Annotated in this window: 21 protein-coding genes; 12 read left to right on the top strand and 9 right to left on the bottom strand. The window is 60.7% G+C overall.

Annotation, left to right across the window (positions count from 1 at the left end; translation table 11 throughout):
* Window positions 1-210 precede the first annotated feature (210 nt).
* Window positions 211-888, top strand: coding sequence for an HAD family hydrolase (locus CPY51_RS16395; protein WP_111161425.1), 678 nt, complete (start codon window positions 211-213; stop codon window positions 886-888).
* A gap of 80 nt (window positions 889-968) precedes the next feature.
* Here the strand turns inward: CPY51_RS16395 and CPY51_RS16390 are convergent, their stop codons facing one another.
* On the bottom strand, window positions 969-2,858 hold the full coding sequence (locus CPY51_RS16390) for a L,D-transpeptidase family protein (protein ID WP_111161272.1): 1,890 nt from the start codon (window positions 2,856-2,858) through the stop codon (window positions 969-971).
* Window positions 2,859-3,283: 425 nt separating this feature from the next.
* On the opposite strand from CPY51_RS16390, the gene fumC reads away from it, so the two are divergent.
* Both fumC and CPY51_RS16380 read left to right on the top strand, forming a co-directional pair.
* Window positions 3,284-4,675, top strand: coding sequence for a class II fumarate hydratase (gene fumC, locus CPY51_RS16385; RefSeq protein ID WP_111161271.1), 1,392 nt, complete (start codon window positions 3,284-3,286; stop codon window positions 4,673-4,675).
* A 242-nt stretch (window positions 4,676-4,917) separates the two neighbouring features.
* Window positions 4,918-5,985 carry a sensor domain-containing diguanylate cyclase gene (locus CPY51_RS16380; protein ID WP_111161270.1) on the top strand — a complete coding sequence of 356 codons (1,068 nt, stop codon included), beginning with the start codon at window positions 4,918-4,920 and terminating at the stop codon, window positions 5,983-5,985.
* Window positions 5,986-6,078: 93 nt separating this feature from the next.
* On the opposite strand, the gene CPY51_RS16375 is transcribed toward CPY51_RS16380, so the two are convergent.
* Window positions 6,079-6,453, bottom strand: coding sequence for a gamma-butyrobetaine hydroxylase family protein (locus tag CPY51_RS16375; protein ID WP_111161269.1), 375 nt, complete (start codon window positions 6,451-6,453; stop codon window positions 6,079-6,081).
* A gap of 205 nt (window positions 6,454-6,658) precedes the next feature.
* Here CPY51_RS16375 and moaA point away from each other — a divergent pair, with 205 nt between their 5' ends.
* Window positions 6,659-7,648 carry a GTP 3',8-cyclase MoaA gene (moaA, locus tag CPY51_RS16370; protein ID WP_244598707.1) on the top strand — a complete coding sequence of 330 codons (990 nt, stop codon included), beginning with the start codon at window positions 6,659-6,661 and terminating at the stop codon, window positions 7,646-7,648.
* Between the two features lie 67 nt (window positions 7,649-7,715).
* Here the strand turns inward: moaA and CPY51_RS16365 are convergent, their stop codons facing one another.
* Complete coding sequence (locus CPY51_RS16365) at window positions 7,716-10,259, bottom strand: methyl-accepting chemotaxis protein (RefSeq protein WP_111161424.1); 2,544 nt, start codon at window positions 10,257-10,259, stop codon at window positions 7,716-7,718.
* Between the two features lie 333 nt (window positions 10,260-10,592).
* On the opposite strand from CPY51_RS16365, the gene CPY51_RS16360 reads away from it, so the two are divergent.
* From CPY51_RS16360 to mobB, 3 genes are read left to right on the top strand one after another with little or no spacing between them, the layout of a single operon-like run.
* On the top strand, window positions 10,593-11,504 hold the full coding sequence (locus CPY51_RS16360; protein ID WP_111161267.1) for a DMT family transporter: 912 nt from the start codon (window positions 10,593-10,595) through the stop codon (window positions 11,502-11,504).
* A gap of 8 nt (window positions 11,505-11,512) precedes the next feature.
* Window positions 11,513-12,154 carry a molybdenum cofactor guanylyltransferase MobA gene (mobA, locus tag CPY51_RS16355; RefSeq protein WP_111161266.1) on the top strand — a complete coding sequence of 214 codons (642 nt, stop codon included), beginning with the start codon at window positions 11,513-11,515 and terminating at the stop codon, window positions 12,152-12,154.
* Window positions 12,151-12,672, top strand: a complete 522-nt coding sequence (gene mobB / locus CPY51_RS16350; protein ID WP_111161265.1) for a molybdopterin-guanine dinucleotide biosynthesis protein B — start codon at window positions 12,151-12,153, stop codon at window positions 12,670-12,672. The genes mobA and mobB overlap by 4 nt, the downstream gene beginning before the upstream one ends.
* A gap of 48 nt (window positions 12,673-12,720) precedes the next feature.
* On the opposite strand, the gene CPY51_RS16345 is transcribed toward mobB, so the two are convergent.
* On the bottom strand, window positions 12,721-15,108 hold the full coding sequence (locus CPY51_RS16345) for an OmpA family protein (RefSeq protein ID WP_111161264.1): 2,388 nt from the start codon (window positions 15,106-15,108) through the stop codon (window positions 12,721-12,723).
* A gap of 352 nt (window positions 15,109-15,460) precedes the next feature.
* Between CPY51_RS16345 and CPY51_RS16340 the strand changes: the two genes are divergently transcribed.
* The 5 genes from CPY51_RS16340 (at window position 15,461) to CPY51_RS16320 (ending at window position 19,326) form a co-directional block, all read left to right on the top strand.
* Complete coding sequence (locus CPY51_RS16340) at window positions 15,461-16,240, top strand: transporter substrate-binding domain-containing protein (RefSeq protein ID WP_111161263.1); 780 nt, start codon at window positions 15,461-15,463, stop codon at window positions 16,238-16,240.
* A gap of 112 nt (window positions 16,241-16,352) precedes the next feature.
* On the top strand, window positions 16,353-17,156 hold the full coding sequence (locus tag CPY51_RS16335; RefSeq protein ID WP_111161262.1) for an ABC transporter permease: 804 nt from the start codon (window positions 16,353-16,355) through the stop codon (window positions 17,154-17,156).
* A complete protein-coding gene (locus tag CPY51_RS16330; protein ID WP_111161261.1) occupies window positions 17,153-17,983 on the top strand; it encodes an ABC transporter permease in 831 nt (276 codons plus the stop codon). Before CPY51_RS16335 ends, CPY51_RS16330 begins: the two co-directional genes overlap by 4 nt.
* Before the next feature lie 217 nt (window positions 17,984-18,200).
* Window positions 18,201-18,467, top strand: coding sequence for an usg protein (locus CPY51_RS16325; protein WP_111161260.1), 267 nt, complete (start codon window positions 18,201-18,203; stop codon window positions 18,465-18,467).
* 43 nt (window positions 18,468-18,510) lie between these two features.
* Window positions 18,511-19,326 carry a class I SAM-dependent methyltransferase gene (locus CPY51_RS16320; RefSeq protein WP_111161259.1) on the top strand — a complete coding sequence of 272 codons (816 nt, stop codon included), beginning with the start codon at window positions 18,511-18,513 and terminating at the stop codon, window positions 19,324-19,326.
* Between the two features lie 146 nt (window positions 19,327-19,472).
* Here the strand turns inward: CPY51_RS16320 and CPY51_RS16315 are convergent, their stop codons facing one another.
* The 5 genes from CPY51_RS16315 to CPY51_RS16295 all read right to left on the bottom strand — a co-directional run bounded on the left by CPY51_RS16315 (window position 19,473) and on the right by CPY51_RS16295 (window position 24,513).
* Entirely contained in the window at window positions 19,473-20,282 is an 810-nt protein-coding gene (locus CPY51_RS16315; protein ID WP_111161423.1) for an ABC transporter ATP-binding protein, read from the bottom strand.
* Between the two features lie 10 nt (window positions 20,283-20,292).
* Window positions 20,293-21,129 (bottom strand): aliphatic sulfonate ABC transporter permease SsuC, encoded by an 837-nt coding sequence (gene ssuC, locus CPY51_RS16310; RefSeq protein WP_111161258.1) that lies wholly within the window; start codon window positions 21,127-21,129, stop codon window positions 20,293-20,295.
* A gap of 26 nt (window positions 21,130-21,155) precedes the next feature.
* Complete coding sequence (ssuD, locus tag CPY51_RS16305) at window positions 21,156-22,331, bottom strand: FMNH2-dependent alkanesulfonate monooxygenase (RefSeq protein WP_111161257.1); 1,176 nt, start codon at window positions 22,329-22,331, stop codon at window positions 21,156-21,158.
* A 31-nt stretch (window positions 22,332-22,362) separates the two neighbouring features.
* Window positions 22,363-23,331 carry an aliphatic sulfonate ABC transporter substrate-binding protein gene (locus CPY51_RS16300; RefSeq protein ID WP_111161256.1) on the bottom strand — a complete coding sequence of 323 codons (969 nt, stop codon included), beginning with the start codon at window positions 23,329-23,331 and terminating at the stop codon, window positions 22,363-22,365.
* A 213-nt stretch (window positions 23,332-23,544) separates the two neighbouring features.
* Window positions 23,545-24,513, bottom strand: coding sequence for an aliphatic sulfonate ABC transporter substrate-binding protein (locus CPY51_RS16295; RefSeq protein ID WP_111161255.1), 969 nt, complete (start codon window positions 24,511-24,513; stop codon window positions 23,545-23,547).
* Window positions 24,514-24,619 lie beyond the last annotated feature (106 nt).

Genomic DNA, 24,619 nt, shown 5'->3' with positions numbered 1-24,619 from the left:
CCCGATCGTTCCGTTGGAGTGCTGTTTACACGGCTCTCCCGGCAAACGAAAGCCAAAATAGCGGCCTCCGAAAGAAATGCCAACCACCGGGAAAGCCGCTATTGGCGCCAGCCGGAGGCATACCCGCGAGTGGTGCCGTTGCATTTGGCCGGACGATCTTCTACTGCGGGAATGTTCCTTCTGGCTATCATTTTCAAAGGTCGTTCCCCCGTGACATTTCCTCTCGTCGTATTCGATCTCGACGGTACGCTGATCGACACAGCGCCTGATCTCGTCGCCAGCCTCAACCACACCATAGCGGCCCTCGACCTTGCACCGGTCGGCTACGAAGACCTGACCCACCTCGTCGGGCATGGCGCGCAGGCGATGATCGAGAGCGCCTGCAGGCTGCGGGGTCATCCCCTCACCCCCGAAGCGCTGCCGCCACTGCTGGAACGCTTGGTCGCCTTCTACACGGACACGATGCCCGGTGACAGCAAGCCGTTTCCAGGCGTCATCGCGGCCATGGACGCCTTGAAGGCAAACGGCTTCAAGCTTGCAATCTGCACCAACAAGATGGAATCGTTGGCGACGACGCTGATCGCAAAACTCGAGCTGACGCACTATTTCGACGCGATCACCGGCGGCGACACGTTTGCGGTTCGCAAGCCCGAAGCACAGCACCTCATCGGCACCGTGGAGCGCGCCGGCGGCAAACTCGACCGCACCGTGATGATCGGCGACAGCCTCAACGACATGCTGGTCGCCCGCAACGCCGGCGTACCCTCGATCGCCGTTCCCTTCGGCTACTCCGACGTCGCCGTTGAAACGCTAGGCCCAAGCCACATCATCGCCCACTTCGACGAGCTGACGCCAGATCTGGTCGAAGGACTGCTTGCAAGAGCCTGAAAACGCGCCTGAATCGGCAAGACAAAAACGAAAAAGGCGGCCTCAGTGGGCCGCCTTCTGATTGGCCGCGGTTGGACAGATCAGATCTGTGCGCCGCGCGCCTTGGTCGTGATGTCGAATGCCTTCTGTGTGGCGGCATCGCGATCGTACACGTCGTCGAAATACTGTACGACGCCATCCTTGTTCGGCCACGCCGTGAAGTAGGCGATGTAGACAGGTACCTTCTGCGGCACCGGCACGGCCTTGTTTTCACCGTTTGCGATCTGCTTGGCGACGTCGGCGACCGTTGTGTTCAGCACCGCCGCAGCCATCGCACGTGGGTCGGCGAGACGGACGCAGCCGTGGCTAAGCGCGCGCATGTCCTTCTTGAAGAAGCTCTTCGACGGCGTGTCATGCATGTAGATCGCATGGCTGTTCGGGAAGAGGATCTTCAATTCGCCCAGCGCATTGTCGCTGCTTGGCGGCTGGCGAACGGCGATCGACTTCGTCGAGCCGTACCAGTCGACGCTGGACGACGGAACAGCATGCCCGTTCACCTCGACCTGATAGCCCGTCCGGTCGAGATAGTTCGGATCGGCGCGCAGCTTCGGCAGCATCTCGTTGATGATGATCGACTGCGGAACCCCCCAATAGGGGTTGAATTCAACGGTCTGGATCTGATCTTCGAAGAAGAAGGTCTGGTGCGCTTTGCCGCCGACGACGACACGCATCGCCAGCTCTTCCTTGTTGTTATTGTGGTAATAGACCATGTAGGCCGGCTGGTTGATGAAGACGTAGCGCGGGCCGAGATCGGCCGGAAGCCAGCGCATCTGCTCCATCGCAATGTTCAGCTTCTGGATCTTGGCATTGCTGTTTTCGCCGACCATGGCGCGAACCGTCGATTGTCCGATCACGCCGTCTGCCGTCAGGCCCTTTTCCTTCTGGAAACCCTCGACCAGCGAGACGAGGTCGGGCGTGTATTCGGGCGTCTGCTGATAGGAGGCGAGAACAGCTGCATGATCGGCCTTAAGCGCATCGGAACCGCGCTGCTGGATACCCTTGATGATATTGGCGATCTGCGGCGAGCTGTCGCCCGGCTTGATGATGCCGCTCAGCGTGATCGACAGGTGGCTGCCATCGTTGCTGCTGGCAGCTTTCAATTTGGCAAGTTCGGCCTTCAACGCCAGGAATTCAGGATTCGATGGAGAGCGGCTGTTCAGGTAGGCCGCAACGTCGGGGCTCGCCTTGATGAGCTTCAGCACCGCGTCCAGCTTGACGTCCTTGCGCTTGAAGTCGTGATAGCCGGATATCTTGTTGGGATCGAGCCGACCGCGGATAGTGTCCTGCACATAGGCGAGGACCTTGGCGGACAGCGAAAGTTCGAACTGCGTCAGCGCATGATCGCGATCTGCCGGATTGACGCTGCCGCTATCGATCGTCGGGACGCGCACGGCATAGTCTGCCGGGTCAAGCCCCACGGAACCGGCATCAGCCAGCACGGCAAGAGCCGCCTTGGCGCTGTCGTTCACTCCGCTGTCCGAGACCCAGACCAGCGGCCTGCTGCCGTCGCCATAGTAGGACTCCAGTGCCTTGGCGACGTCATTGGTCGCCATCACCTTGGCTTCGGCCAGAGACCGACGCTGAGCGTTCGACGGATCAACATTGACCGGCGTGGTCGACGCGTCAGCAACGGCACCCGTAACGACGGGATCTGCGAACCTTCCGGTCGCAACCAGACGCATCGGCTCGGCCTTGTAGGTATAGTAGCGCGGCGCATCGACAGTCGGCAAAGGCCCCTTCACCTGGCTGTCACCTGGCACCGGCGCGATCGGCATGGTCGGGTTGACCATCGTGCTTTGCTGCTGCGCATTTCCCCTGCCGCCACGGATGAAATCCATGAACGTCATCGCGTTCGCCGACGTGGCGCCCATCGCTGCCATGCTGCAGGAAAGTGCAAGTACGGATGCTGCGGCTTTCGTCAAAAGTGTCATTCTCAAATCAGTCCCCGTATTCATGCTGTAGCTTCGCGCAGGCGAGTCGATGTCCAGATCAATTGACGCAATTGTAGAACATCGCTCAATCAATTAAAACAAAACGGCACCGTCTTGCCGACGTTTCGGCACCTCAACTTTACGTGAGAAAGACGCAGCGTCACTCGCTGTTTAGCTCACACAAAATTATGAAATTATTAGTTAATTTTTTACTCCATTTTATGCTGCATTTTGAAGACGTCCGGTGGACGAAAAACGAATATCTACCAACAGTGTCATAAAAGGCACGACCTTCCGCCGCCCCAAGCAATCATGACAGCTGACATCACAAAAGACCGATTTCGACTGTTTTATTGAGCGCCGATCGGACCTATAAACGGCACCAACTCTTTGCCCCGTCCACAGCATTAGGAAAGACAACGTCAATGACTTCGACCCGCACGGAAACCGATACCTTTGGCCCGATCGAAGTGGCCAGCGACCGCTATTGGGGGGCGCAGGCGCAACGTTCGCTCGGCAATTTCAAGATCGGCTGGGAAAAGCAGCCGCTGTCGATCGTCCGCGCGCTCGGCATCGTCAAGCAGGCTGCCGCCCGCGCCAATGTGGAACTCGGCCAGCTCGATCCGGAACTCGGCAAAGTGATCGCGGCGGCAGCGCAGGAAGTGGTCGACGGCAAGCTTGACGAACACTTCCCGCTGGTCGTCTGGCAGACCGGATCAGGCACGCAATCGAACATGAACGCCAACGAGGTCATCTCCAACCGGGCCATCGAGATGCTCGGCGGCGTCATGGGCTCGAAGAAGCCTGTCCATCCGAATGATCACGTCAACATGAGCCAGTCGTCGAACGACACCTATCCGACCGCGATGCACATCGCCTGCGCCGAACAGATCGTCCACCATCTGCTCCCCGCCTTGAAGCATCTGCACGCGGCGCTCGAGGTCAAGGTCAAGGCGTTTGCGCATATCATCAAGATCGGCCGCACCCACACGCAGGATGCGACGCCGCTGACGCTTGGCCAGGAATTTTCGGGATATTCCGCGCAGGTCGCCTCGGCGATCAAGCGCATCGAGTTGACGTTGCCGGGCCTTTGCGAACTGGCTCAGGGTGGGACGGCAGTCGGTACCGGCCTCAACGCACCGATCGGCTTTGCCGAGAAGGTCGCCGACGAGATCGCCAGCATTACCGGCCTTCCCTTCGTTACAGCGCCGAACAAATTCGAGGCGTTGGCTGCGCACGACTCGATGGTGTTCAGCCATGGCGCGATCAACTCCGCGGCCGCCGGCCTTTTCAAGATCGCCAACGACATCCGCCTCCTCGGCTCCGGCCCGCGCGCCGGCCTCGGCGAACTGTCGCTGCCCGAGAACGAACCCGGCTCCTCGATCATGCCGGGCAAGGTCAATCCGACCCAATGCGAAGCACTGACGCAGGTCTGCGCCCATGTCTTCGGCAACAATGCCGCCCTCACCTTCGCCGGCAGCCAGGGCCATTTCGAACTCAATGTCTATAACCCGATGATGGCCTATAATTTCCTCCAGTCGGTCCAGTTGCTCGGCGACGCCGCCGTCTCCTTCACCGACAATTGCGTTGTCGGCATTGAGGCGCGTGAGGATAATATCAAGGCAGGTCTGGAACGCTCGCTGATGCTGGTAACGGCGCTGGCGCCGAAGATCGGCTACGACAACGCCGCCAAGATTGCGAAGACGGCCCACAAGCACGGCACCACACTGAAGGAAGAAGCGTTGGCAAGCGGGCTGGTGACTTCTGAAGAGTACGACGCCATCGTCCGGCCGGAAACGATGATCGGGCCGAAGTGATTGCAACCTGACTGGGGATGCGAAGTTCAGAACTCAGCTCGATCAGAAAAGAGGCGCCTCCACGGCGTCTCTTTTTTCCTTTTCAAGATGACTTTCTACAGCAGCTTCAACTAGGCGCCGGCAAGTAACGGCGATATCCATAGACTTTGAATAATCTTTGATACTCATTCTCTTAATCTTTTCAAAAGAATTTTAAGGTAACAAAAAATAAGGACAATTTGAATTATTTCAGGAGTTCGCGGATGAGCACGGTGTTTGCGCCCAAGGCGCAAGTTCCCGACGTGGCGGGGCAGATCACCTTTGCCATGCGATCCATGGGCGTCGCACCGATCCCACGTAATTACGAGCTCTTCTACGAGGCTTACATCGGATCCAATCCCGCATTGACCCGCGAGCTTGCCGCGCTCGGCAGCAACGCGACGCAGGAAGAGCTCGACAAGGTCGGATCCCAGTATTTCTCGCACAATGCCGGCGTCGTATTCGACGATGCGCATTCGCGTCTGATTTCGGAACTCGACGGCGTGCTTCGCGTGCTGAAGCAGGAGCAGACGTCGCTCGCCAGCTACAACAAGCTGCTCGGCGAAACCGTCAACCGCATCAATTCCAAGACCACTACCAGCAGCGACCTCTTGAGCAGCGCTATAGACATCCTCAGCGAGGCGACCGGCTCCACCATGGCGCACGGCGAGAAGACGGTCGAAAACGTCGCTCAGCGCTCGCAGGAGATGGACCTGGTCCGCAAGGAACTGGACGAATACAAGCGCATCGCCAATACAGACTCGCTGACGCGCCTATCCAACCGCCGCGCCTTTGACGACCGTCTTGCCACCGTCTTCGACAATCCGATGACCAAGCCGGTGACGGCGTTGGTGCTGGCCGATATCGACAATTTCAAGAAGATCAACGATACCTACGGTCACCCGGTCGGCGACAAGATCCTGGCGACCGTGGCCTCCGTCATCCGTTCAAACGTCCGGCGCGACGTCTTCGTTGCCCGCACCGGCGGCGAGGAATTTGCACTCATCATCGAGGGCAACACGTCAGAGGAAGTCATGGCGGTCTGCGAACGCATCCGCCGCACGCTCGAGACGACGCCGTTCAAGAATTCCCGCACCCGCGTCGACTATGGTCCGGTGACAATCTCGCTGGGCATCTGCATGGGTTCCGAAGCCGCTGATCCGGGCGAGCTCTATAGCAACACCGACATTGCGTTGTATGTCGCCAAGAATTCGGGCCGGAACTGCTCTTCCCATTACCAACAGGGAATGCAGAAGGATTTCAGCAAGAGCTGGCTGATCTACAAGGGCTGAGCGGCGCCCAACATACCCTTTACTTCCGGCTGGCATGAGCTTAGCGGCCGGCAGGCGACCAGAGGGAGCGGCACCATCGGTCTGCCCGTCCCGTTACCGCGGCTTTTCCGAAACGTCGCGGCTCATGCCCTTTTCCTTCAATTCCGCCTCGTAGGTGGCCAGAAGTGCGGCGGCATTCTCTCCAAGCTCGCGCAGATAGGTCCAGGTGAAAATGCCCGTGTCGTGCATGTCGTCAAAGCCGACGCGCACCGCGTAGTTGCCGGTTGGCGTCATCGAGATGATCGCGACATTGCGCTTGCCCGGAACCGTGACCTTCTGGCCCGGACCATGCCCTTGTACCTCCGCCGAGGGCGAAAGCACGCGCATGAGCTCGGCGGAAAGATCGAAGCTCGCTCCGTCGTTGAAAGTCACCAGCAGGCGATGCCGATCCTTCGAAACCCGCAACTCGGTCGGCCAAACATCGCTCATCGATTTCCCACCCTTCATCTGAGACCGCAGGAGTAGGCTGGCGGTCTTTGGCGCGCAAGTGTCTTTCTCAGCAGTTTCCCTTGACCCAACAATCACCTAAGCACACATTAAGGTCATTACGGAGATTATTGTGAATAGCATCGTAGGTTCCATCGGCCCGGGTTCAATCGGCAACGCATCGCCGCTCTCGGCAGACGCGTCGCCAATGATCGATCCCTTCGGCAGGGCGATTACCTATCTGCGTGTTTCCGTCACCGACCGTTGCGATTTCCGCTGCACCTATTGCATGTCGGAAAACATGACCTTCCTGCCGAAGAAGGACCTTCTGACCCTCGAAGAGCTGAACCGCCTCTGTTCGGCATTCATCGCCAAAGGGGTCCGGAGAATCCGTCTTACCGGAGGCGAGCCGCTGGTGCGCAAGAACATCATGTTCCTGGTGCGCGAGCTCGGTCGCCAGGTGCAGGCAGGCGCACTCGACGAGCTGACCATCACCACCAATGGCTCGCAGCTCGCCCGGCATGCCCAGGAGCTCTACGACTGCGGTGTCCGCCGCATCAATGTCTCGCTCGACACCCTGGATCCGGGCAAATTCCACGCAATCACCCGCTGGGGCGACTTGTCGAAGGTGATGGAAGGCATCGACGCGGCCCAGAAGGCCGGATTGAAGATCAAGCTCAACACCGTCGCTCTCAAGGGCTTCAACGAGGGCGAGATACCCGAAATCCTGCGCTTCGCCCATGGTCGCGGCATGGACCTGACCGTGATCGAGACGATGCCGATGGGCGAGATCGACGAAGACCGTACCGATCGCTACCTGCCTCTGTCGGAACTGCGCGCCGATCTCGAGAAACAGTTCACGCTCGTTGACAGCGCCTACGCGACCGGTGGACCGGCCAGGTACGTGACGGTCAGGGAAACCGGCGGCAGGCTCGGCTTCATCACGCCGCTGACCCATAATTTCTGCGAGAGCTGCAATCGCGTCCGCGTTACCTGCACCGGCACACTCTACATGTGCCTCGGCCAGAACGACGCCGCCGACCTGCGCTCGGCACTACGCACGTCCGAAGACAACGCCCTCATCTACTCCGCCATCGACGAGGCCATCACCCGCAAGCCGAAGGGCCACGACTTCATCATAGATCGCACCCACAACCGACCCGCCGTCGCCCGCCACATGAGCGTCACCGGCGGGTGACAAGACGGGGAATCGAAAAGGCCGGGCAAGACCCGGCCTTCCGAATTCTCATCGATCGCTGAACGCTTTACGCAGCCCGATAATCATAGCCCTGATAGTCCGCCTCGCCCTCGGCGTCGCCCGTGCGGAAGCGATCGATCTTGTCGGCTAGCAGGTCGACGCGTTGGCGCAGGCCGTGGATTTCGGCGTTGTTCTCTTCGACCATCGCGGCATTTTTCTGGGTGATCAGTTCCACCTGGTTCACCGCGTGCGTGACTTCGGCGATGCCCGTCGACTGCTCGGCGGTTGCAGCGGAAATCTCGGCGACGAGTTGCTGGACACCGGTGACGTGGTGGATGATCTGCGTCAGTGCGGACCCTGTCTGTTCGACCAGCAGGACGCCGTTCTGGACCTGGGCGGAGCTTGCCGAGATCAGTCCCTTGATCTCCTTGGCGGCATTGGCGCAACGCTGCGCCAGCTCTCGGACTTCCTGCGCGACGACGGCAAATCCACGACCCGCCTCGCCTGCCCGCGCCGCCTCGACGCCGGCGTTGAGCGCCAGGAGATTGGTCTGGAAGGCAATTTCGTCGATGACGCTGATGATATTGCTGATCTTCTCCGAGGAACGATTGATCTCGCCCATCGCACCGACCGCCTTGGCGACGACTTCGCCGGACTGCGTGGCATAGGCCTGCGTCTCGTTGACGGTCACCGCAGTCTGCTTGGCACGGTCGGCAGTGGAACTGACCACGGCGCTGAGGTGTCGAAGCGCACGCGAGCTTTGTTCGAGGGCTGCCGCCTGCTGTTCGGTACGGCGCGCCAGATCGTCGGCGGAGCTTGCCAGGTTGCCGGTCCCGCCCTTGATTTCCTCGGCGGTCGTGCGCACGTCGGCAAGCGTCTGGCGTAGTGCCTGGATTGCGTGGTTGTAGGTGAAAGCCATGTCGATGAAGTCGGCGGAAAGATCCTCGCGCATCTCGTCTTCGAGATTGCCGTCGGCAAGCTTGCTGAGCACGTCGGCCAGCGCCGTCAGCGCCTGCTTCTGCTCGGCCTCGATCTGGGCGCGCTCGGCACCGCGACGCTCGGCGTCTTCGGCCGAAATCGTGCGCGCAGTCTCGGCCTCGCGTTCCAGGCGGACGTTCTCGACTGCAGCATCCCGAAAGACACTGACCGAGCGGACCATGTCGCCGATCTCGTCGCCGCGGTTGCGGCCGTCGATCGCAACCTCGAGGTCGCCGCTGGCAAGCCGCGTCATTATTTCCGTCACGCGCTTCAGCGGCGCACGGAGCGCCTCCACCAGCATCAGGCCACCGGCGATGGCGAGAAGCGTGCCGAGGATCATCACGAAGACCGAGACATTGGCCGAACGCGTGCTGTCTTCCTTGCCGATTTCCTGGGCCTGGGCGACGAAGGTGCGAAGCGAGGACATGGCGTCGGACAGCATGGCGTTCGACTCGATCCGGGTCTTCTTCCAGTCCGCAGCCGACTGCATCATGTCGGCGGAAGCCTTTTCGAGGCCGTCGCTCAGTGGTTTGTTGTGCGGGGCAAAGTCGCGCATCGTGCTGTTCGTCTGGCCGAGCTCGGTGATCTTGGCGCCGGCATCTGTCAGGTCCTTGAGATCGGCGAGTACAACGGCGCGCGAAGCATCGTCGCGCAGGTTGACCATCCGGCTCTCATGAAGCTGCAGGCGGTCGATCAGCCGGAGAGCCTGGTCGACATAGTTGAGCAATTCCTTCTGGCCATCGATGATCTTGTCCAGGCTGACGAAGCGGTCGGCGGCCATGTCGCTGTTCTTGGTCGCCTGCAGCGACATGTCGCCTTCGCTCTTGACGAACACCTGGAGGATCGGAGCGAAATTCTGGACCTTCTGGTCGGCGCTGTCGCTGCCTTTCAGGATCGCGTCGAACTTGCCGGCCGCATCGGCAACGGTCGCAATGAACGGAGCACCGCGTTTGGAGGCGAGTGCCTGAGAGGCGGTCAGCTGCTTGAGGATCGCATCGAGATAAAGCCGCGCATCCGATATTTCCTCATTCGAATCCGCGGACATCTGCACCTGCACCCGGAGCTTGCCCATCTTGTCGATCAGCGCCTTGAAGGCGGATGAGTCGTAGAGCAGTTCCTTGGCGAAGGTCTCCTTGTCGCCGAAATCCTTGCGGATGATGTCGATCTGCTTTGCCGCGGCCTGTCCATTGGCCGCAATGCCCTGAACCGCCTTGGCGATGGCGTCGATGCTTTCGTCCTGCTTCTGCTTCAGCGCCCAGAGCGTCGCCGCCTGGGTCCGCATTTTTGCGGCAAGCGCGCTGACGATCGCCACCTTCTGTCGCTGCTCGTCGGTCGGCAGCAGGCCATTGAGGCGCTGCACGCCATCTTCCTGGGCATCGATCTTGGCAGTCAGCGCCTTGCGCGTCTCATCGGTCGGGGAGGTCGTGAATTCCTGGAGCGCCGCCTGCAGGTTTTCGAAATCACTGATATTGCCGATCGTCGCCCGCGTGACCGTCATATGTCCATTGAGGATGTTGGCGGTGTGATAACCGAGAAGGCCGACACCGGCGATCAGCACAACCAGCGGTACGACGAAAATCAGGACCTTCGTGACGATACGACGACCTTGCAACAGACGATCGATGGAAAACATGCCGCGCCCCAATGTACTGGCCAGAAACCAGATGTCCGGCGTTGGCAGGATCACATTCCCGTCGCGTTTCGGTCGATGTTTTCGCTTCATGCAAAACTTAACATAAATCTCGGGAAATAAGGTTGAATAACGATTAATCGCGGGCATAAAAGCATGTAATCATATGGCAAATTGCGCCGGAAGGCGATTTTTCTACCCGGAGACGGCCTGTTCAGGGCTCGCTCAACCTGCATTGCAATGCAAAATCGAATTTGATCTAGGCTGCGGCCGGCCCGATTTCATTCCGCAGCTTTCCGAAGTACAGAGTGCCGTACGGAAGCTCGGGAATCTCTCATGACATTGACGAACAACAGCAAGGGCGCGCTCTACATGGCCGCGGCAATGGCGGCGTTTTCGAGCGGCGACGCCCTGTCGAAGTCCGTCATCTCGGTGATGAACGCCGGCGAGATCATGTTCCTGCGCGGCATCATCACCAGTATCCTCGTTTACCTGATGGCGCGAAGGGTTGGCGCCCTTCGCTCCTGGCGCGTCGTCCTGCAGCCGATGATCATGCTTCGGGTGATCTGCGAGGCACTGGCAGCCGTTACCTACATCACCGCGCTTGGCATGATGCCGATCGCCAACGCCTCGGCGATCCTGCAGGCGATCCCGCTCGCGGTGACGCTAGGCGCGGCATTGTTCCTGAAAGAGCCGGTCGGCTGGCGGCGCTGGTCGGCGATCGTGGTCGGCTTTCTCGGTGTGCTGATCATTATCCGCCCAGGCCCGGAGGGCTTCACCGCTGCGGCCCTGCTCGTGGTCGCCAGCATGTTCATTACCGCAGCCCGCGATCTGGCGACGCGCTGCGTCAGCAAGGATATCCCGTCGCTGATGGTAACGGTTTGCACCGCTATCTCGGTGTCGGCCATCGGCGGTCTTTGCATCGTACCCTTCGGCGGCTGGCAACCGGTCAGCATCACGTCGCTGTCGCATATCGCGCTGGCCGGCGTCACGGTGCTGATCGGCTACCAGACGGCGATCCAGGCCATGCGCACCGGCGAAATATCGGTCGTCGCTCCGCTGCGTTATCTCAGCCTCATCTTCTCGGCACTGCTCGGCATGATTTTCTTTGGTGAGATGCCCGATGTCTGGACCGGTATCGGATCCACCATTGTCATCGCCTCCGGTCTCTATACCTTCTACCGCGAGAGCCGGCGCAATCTCGCCAACAAGGTCGCTACGGAATCGACGGCGCGAATTCCAGCCTGAGACTGAAAATGAGCGTGTTGAAGATCGATCCGAAGACAATCCCGGGCGTCATACTTGCCGGCGGCCGCTCCAGCAGAATGGGACGCAACAAGGCTATTGCCGATCTCGGTGGAGAAAGCCTGCTCGCGCGCATCAAGGCGCGGATCTCGCCCCAGGTTTCGGCTCTCGCACTCAACGCCGATCCGGATTGGCCTGAGGCGCTGGGATTACGGCTGATCCCCGACACCATTCCCGGCAAGGCCGGGCCGCTCGCCGGGGTGCTGGCCGCCTTGCGCGATACGGCCGCAAGTCACCCGCAAGCGACATATGTGGTGACTGTGCCGATCGACAGCCCGTTCTTGCCGGAAGATCTCGTGTCGAGTCTGGCCGCATCGCTTGACGGAGCGCAAGCTATTGCCATCGCCACATCTCAAGACCGCGACCATCCCGTCTTCGGTCTCTGGCCCGTCGCAATCGCCGACGAGCTGGAAAACTGGCTTCTGGCCGACGAAAAGCGCAGAATGCGTGATTTCCTGGCGCGGCATACCGTTCGGAGAGTGGAGTTTGAAATGATCGAGACGACCCATGGCGCGCTCGACCCGTTCTTCAACGTCAATACGCCTGATGATCTCAAGGAGGCGGAACAATGGCTGCAGGTTCTCCCTCGATGACCGCACCCAAAATCTTTGGAATTGCAGGCTGGAAAAACTCTGGGAAAACCGGCCTGGCCGTTCGGCTGGTGGCCGAATTCACTCGTCGCGGCTACCGCATCTCCACCATGAAGCATGCGCACCATGACTTCGATATCGACAAGGTCGGCGCCGACAGTTTTCGCCATCGCGAGGCGGGCGCCCATGAAGTCGCGCTCGTCTCGGGAACCCGATACGCCATCATGCACGAGATGCGCGGCGCGCCGGAGCCTTCTTTCGAGGAGATCCTGGCCCGGCTTGCCCCTTGCGACCTCGTGCTGATCGAGGGGTACAAGCGGGAACCCATCCCCAAGATCGAGGCGCGGCGTCTCGACGCCGCAAACCGCGAACCCTTGGCGCCGCAGGATCCGCATATATTGGCGATCGCTGCAGACCACTTGGTCGGCGACGCGACGCTTCCGGTATTCGACCTCGACGACACGATGGCGATCGCCAATTTCATAGCCACGACAGTCGATCTCCAGCCGCCGCAAACATAAAGGCCGCCGGTTTCCCGACGGCCTTTATCATCTTCAATCAGAAGCGATTTAGTTCTTCGAGGCGACCGGGCGAACCAGTGCCGTCACGCGGCGAATGGTGACGCGACGGTTTTCCTGTTCGGGGCCATCTGTCCGCACCTTCAGGTACTGCTCGCCATAGCCCTGCGTTGCCAGGTTTTCCGGCGGTATGCCGTAAACGTCGGTAAGCACGTTGGCGACCGATTCAGCGCGCTGATCCGAAAGGATGAGGTTGCTCTGGTCCGATCCGACGGCATCCGTATGGCCCTCGATCAGGAAGGTCTCGGTCGGATCTTGCTTGACGACCTTGCCGATCGCATCGGCAATCCCCCGCAGGGTCTTAGCCTGCACCATGGGAATTTCGGCGCTGCCCGTGGCGAATGTAATCGTATCGAGATCGATACGACGCACCTTGTCGCGGATACGGGCAGAGTAACGCACCTCGTTCAGCGAATAGACGCGCTCCACCGGCTCGACCGGCGGCTTGCGCAGGAAGTCGTAGTAGTCCTGGTTCTGATCCTCGCTGGTATCGATGATGTACTGGTTCAGCGGAATGCGCAGGCGCATCGGTGGCAGGTCGTCGCCGGGGTCGCGGTAGTAATCGTCCTGGTTGGGCCGGTCTTCAAGCTCCGGCGAATAGAACAACACATACTCACGGCCGCGGCCGTCGATGCGCGAACGCTGGATGATGTCGCCATAGCGATTGCGAACTGTGATGATCCGATCGCCGTCCGGACGATCGATCGTCTCGCGATAACGGTCGCGATCGAGCTGCTCGTAGGTCGGCCGTTCTCCGTCGCGGGTAAAACGCTGGGTGTCATCGTGACGGACAAAGACGTCGTCGCCGAAGTTGATGATCACGCGGTCGTTCTGGCGATCCCCGATCCGGGCGCCGTCAGGCGCATCGAAATTCGGCCGCTGATCCATCCGCCGTCCCTGATCGCGGGTGATGGCCTCGACCTTGATCGCCGGTGCCTGGTTTCCACCGGGAGCCCGCTGTGCGTCTGCATCCGAGGTCGGCGCCCTGACATTGGCCGGTGCCGGAGGCCGCTGGCCGTTCTGAGCCTGACCTTGGTCGGCCTGGCCCTGCCCTGCAGGCGCCAACGGCTGTCCGGCCTGTGCCGGCTGGCCCGGAACCTGCGGCTCCTGGCCGTTACGCTGGTGATGCCCGCGTCGAGCAGCATCCTTGTCGCTGTCGAGGACTGCGGCACCGTTCTGGACCGGCAGAATGACAGGTCCCGTGCCGGCGCTTGCAGCGGTTGGATTCTCAGCAATCTTCTTGCGACGCTCGAGTTCCTGCGGCGAGACGGTTTCTCCGCCTGTTGACGCCGGTGCCGCCTGCTGAGCGGCATTTGCCGCCGGAGCCGCGCCGCTTGCGGGTGTTGCAGGGGCTGCTGCATCGGCGGGCGCCGCGGGCTTTTCACCGGGCGCCGCCGGGGCTACCGGCTGGCCTTCAGCCTGGGTCTTGGGCGCGGCCGGCTTCTCGGTTCCTGGCGTTGCCGCGGGCTGTTCGCCCTGCTGCTGCTTGGCAGGCTCCTTGGCACCCTCGGTCTTTGGAACCGGAGGCTTCTCGGTGCCGGGAACGACCTGTTCCGCAGGCTGTTTGTGAACCGGCTTTTCGGCCGGCTGGGCCGGCGCTGCAGGTGCGGTCGGAACAACGGTAGCGGGAGCCTCGGCCTGAGCTGGCTCGGCGGCCTGTTCTGCAGGCTTGTGATGCTTCTTCGGCTGGCCGTCAGGCTGCGTTGGGGCAGCCGGTTCGGCAGCCGGAGCTGCGGTAGCGGTCGGCTGCTCGGCGGCGGCCTTAGCTGCTGGCGTCTGTGCCGGTTCGGCCGCCTGTTCGGCAGGTTTCTGATGCTTCTTCGGCTTGCCTTCCGGGGCAGCAGCCGGCGCCGGTTCGGCCGGCGCTGCCTGTGGTTCGGCGGCGGCGGCTTTCGGCTTCGGCGCGGCCTCAGGCTGGGCCTGCTCTTCGGCGTTCTGCTTGTGTGGCTTCTTGACTTCAGGCTGGGCTTCCGGCTGAGCAGCCGGCTCGGCTGCAGCCTTCGGCTTTGGCGCGGCTTCCGGTTCGGCGGCGGGCGCTGGCTTCGGCGCTTCCTGCTTCGGGGCTTCCTGTTTAGGAGGCTTGGGAGCTTCAGGCTCAGCAGCCGGTTTTTCGGCAGCGGGCTCGTGCTTTTCCGGCTTCTTCTCCGGTTGAGCCTGTCCCTCCTCGGCCTTCTTCTTCTTGAGGAGCTCCTGTTCAGCGTCGCCCGCGTCCGGCGCTGCCTGCTGCGCGACCTCGACCGAACCTCCTTCGGCAACCTGTCGGGCGACGGTATTTGCGGCGCCCTGCTGGAGCAATGCTGCGCCGGCGGGCTGGAACATCAACGATAGCGATAGCAAGGGAAAGGCTGCGCTGGCGAACAATCTGGATCTGTTACCCATTGGGTCTCCTCATAAAATTCTTTTGCCGTTCTCACTTGAAGCCGGACGGTGCCGGGGTATCGCGTCACAACGGGGCCTATTTGCGGTCAAGCCGGGGCAGAATCGCGCCAAGCCCACCTTTGTTCCCCAGGTCATAGGAAACATCGAATTAACCCGCTATGAACGCGCCAACAGGGTTGCGTTCAGCTTCTGGATGACGAGCCGCATTGTGCGCCGCACCACCACTTCGTAATTCCAGTTGCAATTTCCGAGAAAAGAGGAAAATTATCGAGCCGGGGCGAGCCAAGCGCCGTCCCTGATAGCCGCGCACGGAAAACAACAACACCACGCGGTACCAACAGAGAGGACCCACATGCGTAATTCAACCCGTTTCTTCGCCGCCGCTTCACTTGCAGCGATGTCGCTCTTCGCCGGCGTCGCCATGGCTGAAGGCGATACATTGGTCATCGGCACCGATGCCACCTACCCACCCTTCGAGTCGCTGGATTCCGCGGGCAAGTTCCAGGGCTTCGACATCGATATCGCAAATGCTCTCTGCGACCAGATGAAGGTCAAGTGCTCGTTCATCAACCAGGACTTCGACGGTATCATCCCGGCTCTCCAGGCCAAGAAGTTCGATGCCATCGTTTCTTCGATGTCGATCACCCCTGAGCGCCTGAAAAGCGTCGACTTCACCAGCAAGATCTACAACACGCCACCGGCTATCGCCGTGCCGAAGGATTCCACGGTAACCGAAGCGACCGATGCCGGGCTCAAGGGCAAGACCATCGGCGCGCAGTCCTCGACGACCCACGCCAACTACGCCACCGCCCACTTGAAGGACGTCGAACTGAAGCTCTATCCGACGGCTGACGAGTACAAGCTCGATATCGCCAACGGCCGTATCGACGCCGTCATCGACGATGTCGTCGTTCTGTCCGAATGGGTCGCCTCGGACGCCGGCAAATGCTGCAAGATGCTTGGCACCCTGCCGACCGACAAGGTCATCAACGGCGAAGGCGCCGGCATCGCCGTTCGCCAGGGCGATCCGCTGAAGGACAAGCTCAACACTGCCATCGCCGCGATCCGCGCCGACGGCACCTACAAGAAAATCCAGGACAAGTATTTCAACTTCGACGTTTACGGCGATTGATAGCTTGTTTCCTTGAGAAAACATCGTGGCGGAAGACTTGCTCTTCCGCCATTTTTGTTGAACTGTTGCAGCAAGATGAAAGCGGCAAAAAGTCGCGAGGGGAAAATATGGCATGAGCGGATTGTTTTCCGCGCTCGGCTCGTTCTGGGACTGGCTGAGCACTATTCTTGACCCGATGTGCGGCCCTGCCGGCCTCTTCACCCTGTTCGGCTCAAATACGATTCTCGCCTGCGGCGACGCCGGCTGGGGCGACGAGATAGGACTGGGCCTGAAGGTCACGATCATCGTCGCGCTCGCAACGCTGCCGGTCGGCCTGCTCATCGGCTTCATCGTCGCCCTCGGCCAGCAATCGGAAGAAAAGTCCGTCCGTCTTGCCGCCGGCATCTACACCACGATATTCCGCGGCCTGCCCGAGCTTCTGACACTCTTCATCGTCTATTACGGCATGCAGATCCTGATCCAGTCCGCCCTGTCCGGGCTCGGATATAACGGACGCGTCGAAATCAACGCATTCGTCGCCGGCATGCTCGCCTTATCGGTCGTCTTCTCCGCCTACTGCGCCGAGGTGCTGCTCTCGGCCTTTCGGGCGATCCCCAAGGGACAATACGAGGCCGGAGATTCGCTTGGCCTACATCGTGTCGGCACGATGAGGCTGATCGTATTGCCGCAATTGATCCGCATCGCGCTCCCGGGCCTCGGGAACCTCTGGATGAACCTGCTGAAGGACACGTCCTACGTTTCGATCATCGGCCTTTCCGACATTTTGCGCCAGACGGGCATCGCCGTCAGGGTCACCAAGGACGCATTCTTTTTCTACATGCTCGCCTGCATTCTTTATCTCGCGCTGGCCGTCATTTCGTCGATCGGTCTCGGCTTCATCGATCGCTGGACCAAGCGTTCGGAGGTTCGCCGATGAGCCACGCGGAAGCCCTTATCCCGGCACAGCCGGCACCGCCGGAATTGATGAAAAGGGTTACCACCGCCCGTGTCGTCGGCTATTTCGTTGTCGGCCTATGGGCCTTGCTCGGCCTAGCGCTGCTGCTGATGATGGTCACGAACTGGGACAACGAGAAGTTCTTCAAATTCGGGCCCCGTTACCTGCATGGCCTGATGACGACGCTCGAACTCGTGATCTTTTCGGTGATCTTCGGCGCCCTGCTTTCAGTTCCGCTGGCCTTCGCCCGCATGTCGAGAAATCGCATCTTCAGCGGCTTTGCTTACGTCTATGTCTATATCTTCCGCGGCACGCCGCTGCTGGCGCAGCTGTTCCTGCTCTACTACGGCCTCGGCGGCTTTCGTCCCGAGCTGCAGAGCGTTGGCCTCTGGTGGTTCTTCCGCGAGGCCTGGTATTGCGGCCTCCTCTCGATGACGCTGAACACGGCAGCCTACCAGACGGAAATCCTGCGAGGCGCGATCGAGAGCGTCCATCGCGGCCAGCATGAGGCAGCAGCCTCGCTCGGCATCCACAAGCTGGTCGCCTTCTACAAGATCATCCTGCCGCAGGCGCTGATCGTGGCGCTAAGGCCCTACGGCAATGAGATCATCCTTTTGATCAAGGGCTCGGCCGTCGTCGCCATCATCACCGTGCTCGATTTGATGGGTGAGACGCGATACGCATTCTCGCAGACATATGACTACCAGACCTACCTCTGGGCCGCGATTTTCTACCTGTCGATCGTCGAAGCGCTTCGTCACCTCTGGGCCTGGTTCGAGGCGCGGCTGACGCGCCATCTGAAGCGCTGAACGCCGACGACTGGGGCTTGGCAGCACTCAACCACGCACGCTGCTAACATATTGATATTCGTAACAAAAATTGCATTTACGACAGAATTGTAAAGCTTAGGTTAAGCGTGGCATGTTCTCATTTGGGGGTGACGACTTGTCATCCCCGGTGTGACCACTTGTCATCCCCCGGATGACCGCGAGTCACCGAAAATGTGGGAACAGAAAGCGAGAGCTCATGCACAAGGAAATGGAACTGCAACTGAAAGGCTACGGACTGACGACTGCGCAGATTTTCTATCGAATGCCCGACCATCCGGCGATCCTCCAGACTTATCTCTGGCAGGACTACGATCTGGCTCCGGATTTTCCGGAGATGCACGGCTTCCTCAAATTCTGGCAGGAGAAACTGGACGGGCCTCTGCACTCTGTCCGCTACGTTCATCGCAGGCTGATCTCCGCCACGGACTGGCGGGCGCTGAAAGGCGAATTCATCCTGAACTGAAATAGCGGTTGCGGCGCCTTTTGCCTCGGCATAAAAGGCGCGCATGAAAAAGAAAATCGACGAAGACGCGCTCGCGGAAGCCTATAACCGTGCATTGGCGCTGGAAAAATCCGGCGATATCGACGCCGCGGTAGCCGCCTATACCGATGTGCTCGCTATCGACCCGGAGGATCACGGCGGCGCCGCCGTTCGCATCGCCTCCATGGGCCGGGGCGAAACGCCCGCAAGAGCGCCCGACGCCTATGTCGAGACGCTGTTCGATCAACATGCTGAGGTCTTCGAGGACGTACTCGTCGAGCAACTCGGCTATCACGTGCCGATGCTGGTGCGCCAGCGCCTGCAGGCACTCGGGCTCGGCCCCTTCAAGCGTCTTCTCGACCTCGGCTGCGGCACCGGCCTGACAGGCGGCGCGCTGCGCGACATCGTCGCTGACATGACCGGGATTGACCTTTCCGAGAACATGGTCGAAGTCGCCCACGAAAAGGATATCTACGAGACGCTTTACGTCGCCGAGGTCGAGGATTTCCTCGAGGACAATGACGATGAGGCGTTCGACATCATCACGGCGACAGACGTGCTGCCATACCTCGGCGCCCTCGAACCACTGTTCTTCGGTACCGCCGAAAATCTACAGCCAGGCGGCCTGTTTATCTTCTCGTCCGAGACCCTGCCCGAAGCCACGATGGCAGGCCGCCCCTATATGGTCGGCCCGCATCAGCGCTTTGCCCATTCCGAAAGTTACGTTCGCGAACGCCTGACAGCCACCGGCTTCGAACTGGTCGAAATCACCGACATCAATGTCCGCATGCAGGACGGCGAGCCGACCCCGGGGCATCTCGTGATTGCCCGGCTGGCCTAACGGCCAGCTTTCGGCGGGCCCTGAGGTTCACCCTCCCCTTGATGAGGAGGGTCGGCACGAAGTGCCGGGGTGGGGTGACCTTTGGTGACACCCAACAATCACCCCCACCCGCGTGTTCCGCGCGACCTCCCCCATCAAGGGGGAGGTTAAGACGTCCGCCCCTCGCCCAGAATGGCGGCAAGCAGCTTGCCCTCCAGTTCCGCCAACGCCGGATTGCCGTGCCGGCGCGGGTGGGGATGCGGAACGGCTATATCGAGCGTGATGCGTCCCTCGTCCAGCACGACGACGCGGTCGGCAAGATGCACGGCCTCGCTGACGTCGTGAGTGACGAGAACTGCCGTGAAGCCCAGCTCGCGCCAGACGCGGTTCAGAAGTTCCTGCATGCTGATGCGCGTAAGCGCATCGAGAGCCCCGAGCGGCTCGTCGAGCGCCAGCACGCCGGGCTTGCTGACCAGTGCGCGAGCAAGAGCCACGCGCTGCCTCTGGCCGCCGGAAAGTTGCGCCGGCCAATCGCCCGCCTTCTCCGAAAGCTGCACCTCGGAAAGGACGGCAGCAGCCTCCGCCCTGCCCGCTGGCTTCGAGACACCCTCGCCGAGGCCGACAGCGACATTGTCCGCGACGGTCAGCCAGGGCAGCAGCCGAGGCTCCTGAAACACGATTCGCGCATTCGGCGTCGCCGAGCGGTCGGCGCTTTCAAAGCTCAAGGTACCGTCGGTCGGCTGGTCCAGGCCCATCAGAATGCGCAGAAGCGTGCTCTTTCCGCAGCCGCTCTTGCCGATGATCGCAACGAACTGCCCGGCGGGAATGTCGAGATCGATGCCGCGCAACACCTTGTTGTCGCCAAAATCCTTTTCGAGACCCCTGACGCGGATGGCGGCAGCGCCTGCGGCGACGGGGCGCGGCCCGAGGTCGTCGACTTCGGCGGCACGGAAACGCTCGTGGGTAACAACATTCATCATCTCGTCCTCAATGCTGATAGACCGGGTTCCAGCGGAGTGCCCTGCGCTCCAGGGCTCGGGCGACGACATCCGCCAGCTTACCGAGCACGGCGTAGATCACCAGTGATAGGACGACCACGTCGGTCATCATGAATTCGCGGGCATTGTTGGCCATATGGCCAATACCTGACGATGCCGCGATAGATTCCGACACGATCAGCGTCAGCCACATGATGCCCAGTGCATAGCGCAGGCCGACGAAGATCGAGGGCAACGCGCCGGGAAAGATCACCTTGCGAAACAGCGTCCAGTTGCTCATGCCGTAGACCCGTCCCATTTCGATAAGGTCGCGGTCGACATTGCGGACGCCATGATAGGTGTTGAGATAGACAGGGAAAAGCACGCCGAGCGATGTCAGGAACAGCTTCGATTCCTCGCCGATCCCGAACCAGAGGATGACCAGCGGGATCATCGCCAGGTGCGGAATGGTCCTGAGCATCTGCAGCGTCGTGTCGGTCAGCCGTTCCGACAGCCGTGACACGCCGTTGGCGATCCCGAGCAGGAAGCCGATCGCGCCGCCGACGAAGAGACCAGCCAGCGCCCGTCCTGCGCTGACGGCGATATCCCTCGGCAACTGACCGGAGATCGTCGTCTGCCAGAAGGCGAGCACGACGTCGGCCGGCGACGGCATGATGCGCGAGGAAATCCACCCGGCCGACGACGCGATCTGCCAGACGGCAACAACCAGCACCGGCACGAGATACGGCACCAGCCGCTCCGCCGATGCCGCAGCAGCAGCGGAGCCGCTGCCGCGGGATTTGCTCCGCGGCTTGCCCCGTACGAGTGATGCGTCGAATGCCACCATGGTCGGTCTCCTCGCGTGCAACCGGATCAGGATCCGGACACGACCTTCAGATTGCCGCCATGGCTGCCACCGGCAAACACCTGCTTGGCGCCGAACTCGTTGTCGAAGTTCGAGCGCTGTTCCTGCCGGACGAGCCCGAGTTCCGGAAACAGGAGCTCTGCCACCCGGTAGGCCTCTTCCAGATGCGGATAGCCGGAGCCGATCACGGTTTCGATACCGATCTCCTGATATTCGCGTAGCCGCGCCGCGACTGTCTTCGGAGTCCCGACCAGTGCCGTACCGGCACCGGCACGTACCAGCCCGACGCCGGCCCAGAGGTTCGGCGAGACTTCGAGCTTGTCGCGTCGGCCGCCATGCAGCGCTGCCATGCGCTTCTGGCCGACTGAGTCGGACTCCTTGACGAAGCGCTCCTGCGCCTCGCTGATGGTCTTGTCGTCGAGATGGGAAATCAGCCGGTCTGCAGCCGCCCACGCCTCCTCTTCGGTCTCGCGGACGATGAAGTGCAGGCGAATGCCGAAGCTGACTTCGCGGCCCTTTAGGGCGGCGGCGGCACGAACCTTTTCGACCTTCTCGGCGACCTGCGCTGGTGGCTCGCCCCAGGTGAGATACTTGTCGACACGGCCAACCGAGAAATCGACACCCGCATCCGACGAACCGCCGAAATAGAGAGGTGGGCGCGGCGACTGGACCGGCGGCAGCCCGAGGCGCGCGTTCGTTGCCTTGATGTATTTGCCCTCGAAAGTCGACGATCCTTTCTCCATCAGCTCTTCGAAGACATGGAAGAACTCGTCGGCATGAGCATAGCGCTCATCATGCTCAAGATAGATGCCGTCGCCGGCAAGCTCGGCCGGACTGCCGCCAACCACGATGTTCAGCAGCAGGCGCCCGTTGGAGACGCGATCGAGCGTCGATGCAAGACGAGCATAATAGGCGGGCGAAGCAGTTCCTGGGCGGATGGCCACCAGGAACTTCAGTTTCTGCGTGTGGGCGGCAAGCGCGGCCGCCGTGACAAAGGATTCCTCGCAGGCAACGCCCGTCGGCAGCAGGACGCCGGAGTAGCCGAGCCTGTCGACCGCCTGGGCGATCTGCGTCAGATAGCCGATGTCGGTGCTCCGGTTGAGATCGGCAGAGCCGAGATAGGTGCCGTCGCCGGATGTCGGGATGAACCAGAGAAAATCGATGGGCTTGGAAGTCGCGGTCATAGGTATTGTCCTGTTTCCGTATTCGAGGAGATCAGCTTGCTTTCGGATGCCAGACGATGTCGCTGACATTGAGCTTCTTCGGCACGATACCGAGGCTGTAGAAATCGTCGGCAAGCGCCTGCTGGTAGGCAAGCGCCTCGTCCGGCACCAGCGATACCTTGCCGAGATCGGCCTGGCTGCGGGTGAGCGTCACGCGGGTAATGGCGGCAGGAACGCCGGTGATCTGCGACAGCGATTTGACGGTGCCGTCGAGGTTGCCCTGAGCCGCCGCGCCAACCTTGGCGAGTTCATCGATGACTTCGGCGATCAGTTCGGGATTCTTTGCCGTGAAGGCGCCGTTGCCGAGGAAATAGCCCCAGTTGTCGAGAATGCCTTCCGATGTCGTCAGCACCCGCGTTTCCGGGTCGGCTTCCGTCACCGCGAAGAAGGGGTCCCAGATCGCCCAGGCGTCGATGCTGCCGTTCTTGAAGGCAGCAGCGGCATCCGGCGGCGCAAGATCGACTTCGGTAATATCGGACACCGTCAGCCCGGCCTTGCGCAGCGCCTTGATGGCGAAGTTATGGGCGCTCGAACCGCGCTTGTAAGCGACCTTCTTGCCCTTCAGATCTTCGATCTTCTGGTAAGGCGCGTCCTTTTTCACGAGCAAGCCATGAAACGCTGCCGGCCCCTTGTAGGCGCCGACATAAAGCAGATCGCCGCCTGCCGCCTGCGCAAACAGTGGCGGCACATCGCCTGTGATGCCGAAATCGAGAGCGCCGGCGCCGACCGCCTCGAGGATCGGTGGCCCCGAGGTGAACTCGTTCCACTCGATGGTCACGCCCTTGTCGGCAAACCGCTTTTCAAGCGCACCGGTGCTCTTGGCCAGCGCCACGACGCCGAACTTCTGCCAGCCGATCCGAAGGGTGGGGCCAGTCGCGGCGCTTGCGCCCCTTACCTCAGGCAAAAGCGCGACCGAAGCAGCGGCACCGATCAGTCCCAATATCCTTCTGCGCGTGATCATGAAAATCCCTTCCAGCTTGATGCGGCTCGAACAAGCAGCCGCCTTCCCTCAAAACAGCCGGCATCGGGGCCCGCTCGATAAGGCCGATAGTCGCATAGACCACTGATTAGATCGACAATAGGGATTTTCTATTCTTCTTGGCTGCGTGGAATATTTTTGCCGAGACCAGGGGTCCGGCATCATGTTTTGAGCGCCAGGGCGAAGCTGAGCCGATCAGCTCGCTTTGGGTCTCCAGACGATCTCGCTGACGTTGAGCTTCTTCGGCACGATCCCCAGTCCATAAAACTCGTCGGCAAGATTCTGCTGGTGGGCGACTGCGTCATCCGTGATCGTTGAAACGTTGCCAAGATCATAGCCGGGACGCGTATAGGTTACCCGCGTCGCCTCCGGCGATATGCCGGTAATTTCTGACAATGCGGCAAGCGTTTCGTCAAGGCGACCTTGAGCGGCGGTGCCGACCTTCCGCAACTCATCGATGACATCTGCGATGACCTTTGGGTTCGACCTTGTGAAATCGCCGTTGCCCAGGAAGAAACTATAGGTATCAACAATACCACGTGCGGTGGACAGGATCCGGGTATTGGGGTCAGCCTCAACGAGCGCCAGATAGGGATCCCATATTACCCACGCGTCTATGCTACCGGTTTTGAATGCCGCCGCCGCGTCGGGCGGCGAAAGATCGATGGCCTCAATATCCTCGGTCGTCAAACCAGCCTTACGCAACGCATCGACGGCAAGGTTATGCGCGACCGTGCCGCGCTTGAAAGCCACCTTCTTGCCCTTGAGATCAGCAAGCGACTGAATACTAGACTGCTTGTGAACCAGAATGGCCAGACCTTCAGGGCTCCCCTTATATAGCCCGACATAGAGCAAATCTCCGTTGGCAGCTTGGGCGAACAGCGGCGGTATGTCGCCTGTTGCGCCGAAGTCGAGTGCACCTGCTCCAAGCGCTTCCAGCAACGGTGGGCCAGATGTGAATTCCACCCACTCAACCGAAATCCCCCGTTCAGCCAAAAGGGTCTCAAGTGCCTTTTCGCGCTTGGCAAGCCCAAGTACCCCGCTCTTCTGCCAGCCTATCCGGAAGCTTGTCGCCGTCGCCGCGCGGGCGGGCTGCATGGCTGAAAGGACGGAGGATGCAGCAAATGCACCGAGGAGGCCAAGAGTGTATCTACGCGAAATCATGAAAATTCCTTTTTTTTAAAAGAGCAAAGCATCAAATCCATTGCCTAAGAATGGCAACTCCATCAAATTTATCGACAATATATATTTCTAGGTCGCGCCCTCTGGC

Origin of the sequence: Arminella tubonensis, from assembly GCF_003240585.1 — a bacterium.
GTDB classification, from domain to species: domain Bacteria; phylum Pseudomonadota; class Alphaproteobacteria; order Rhizobiales; family Rhizobiaceae; genus Rhizobium; species Rhizobium tubonense.
The sequence above is the reverse complement of the archived record's forward strand: the minus strand, read 5'-3'. Positions and strand labels throughout refer to the sequence as shown.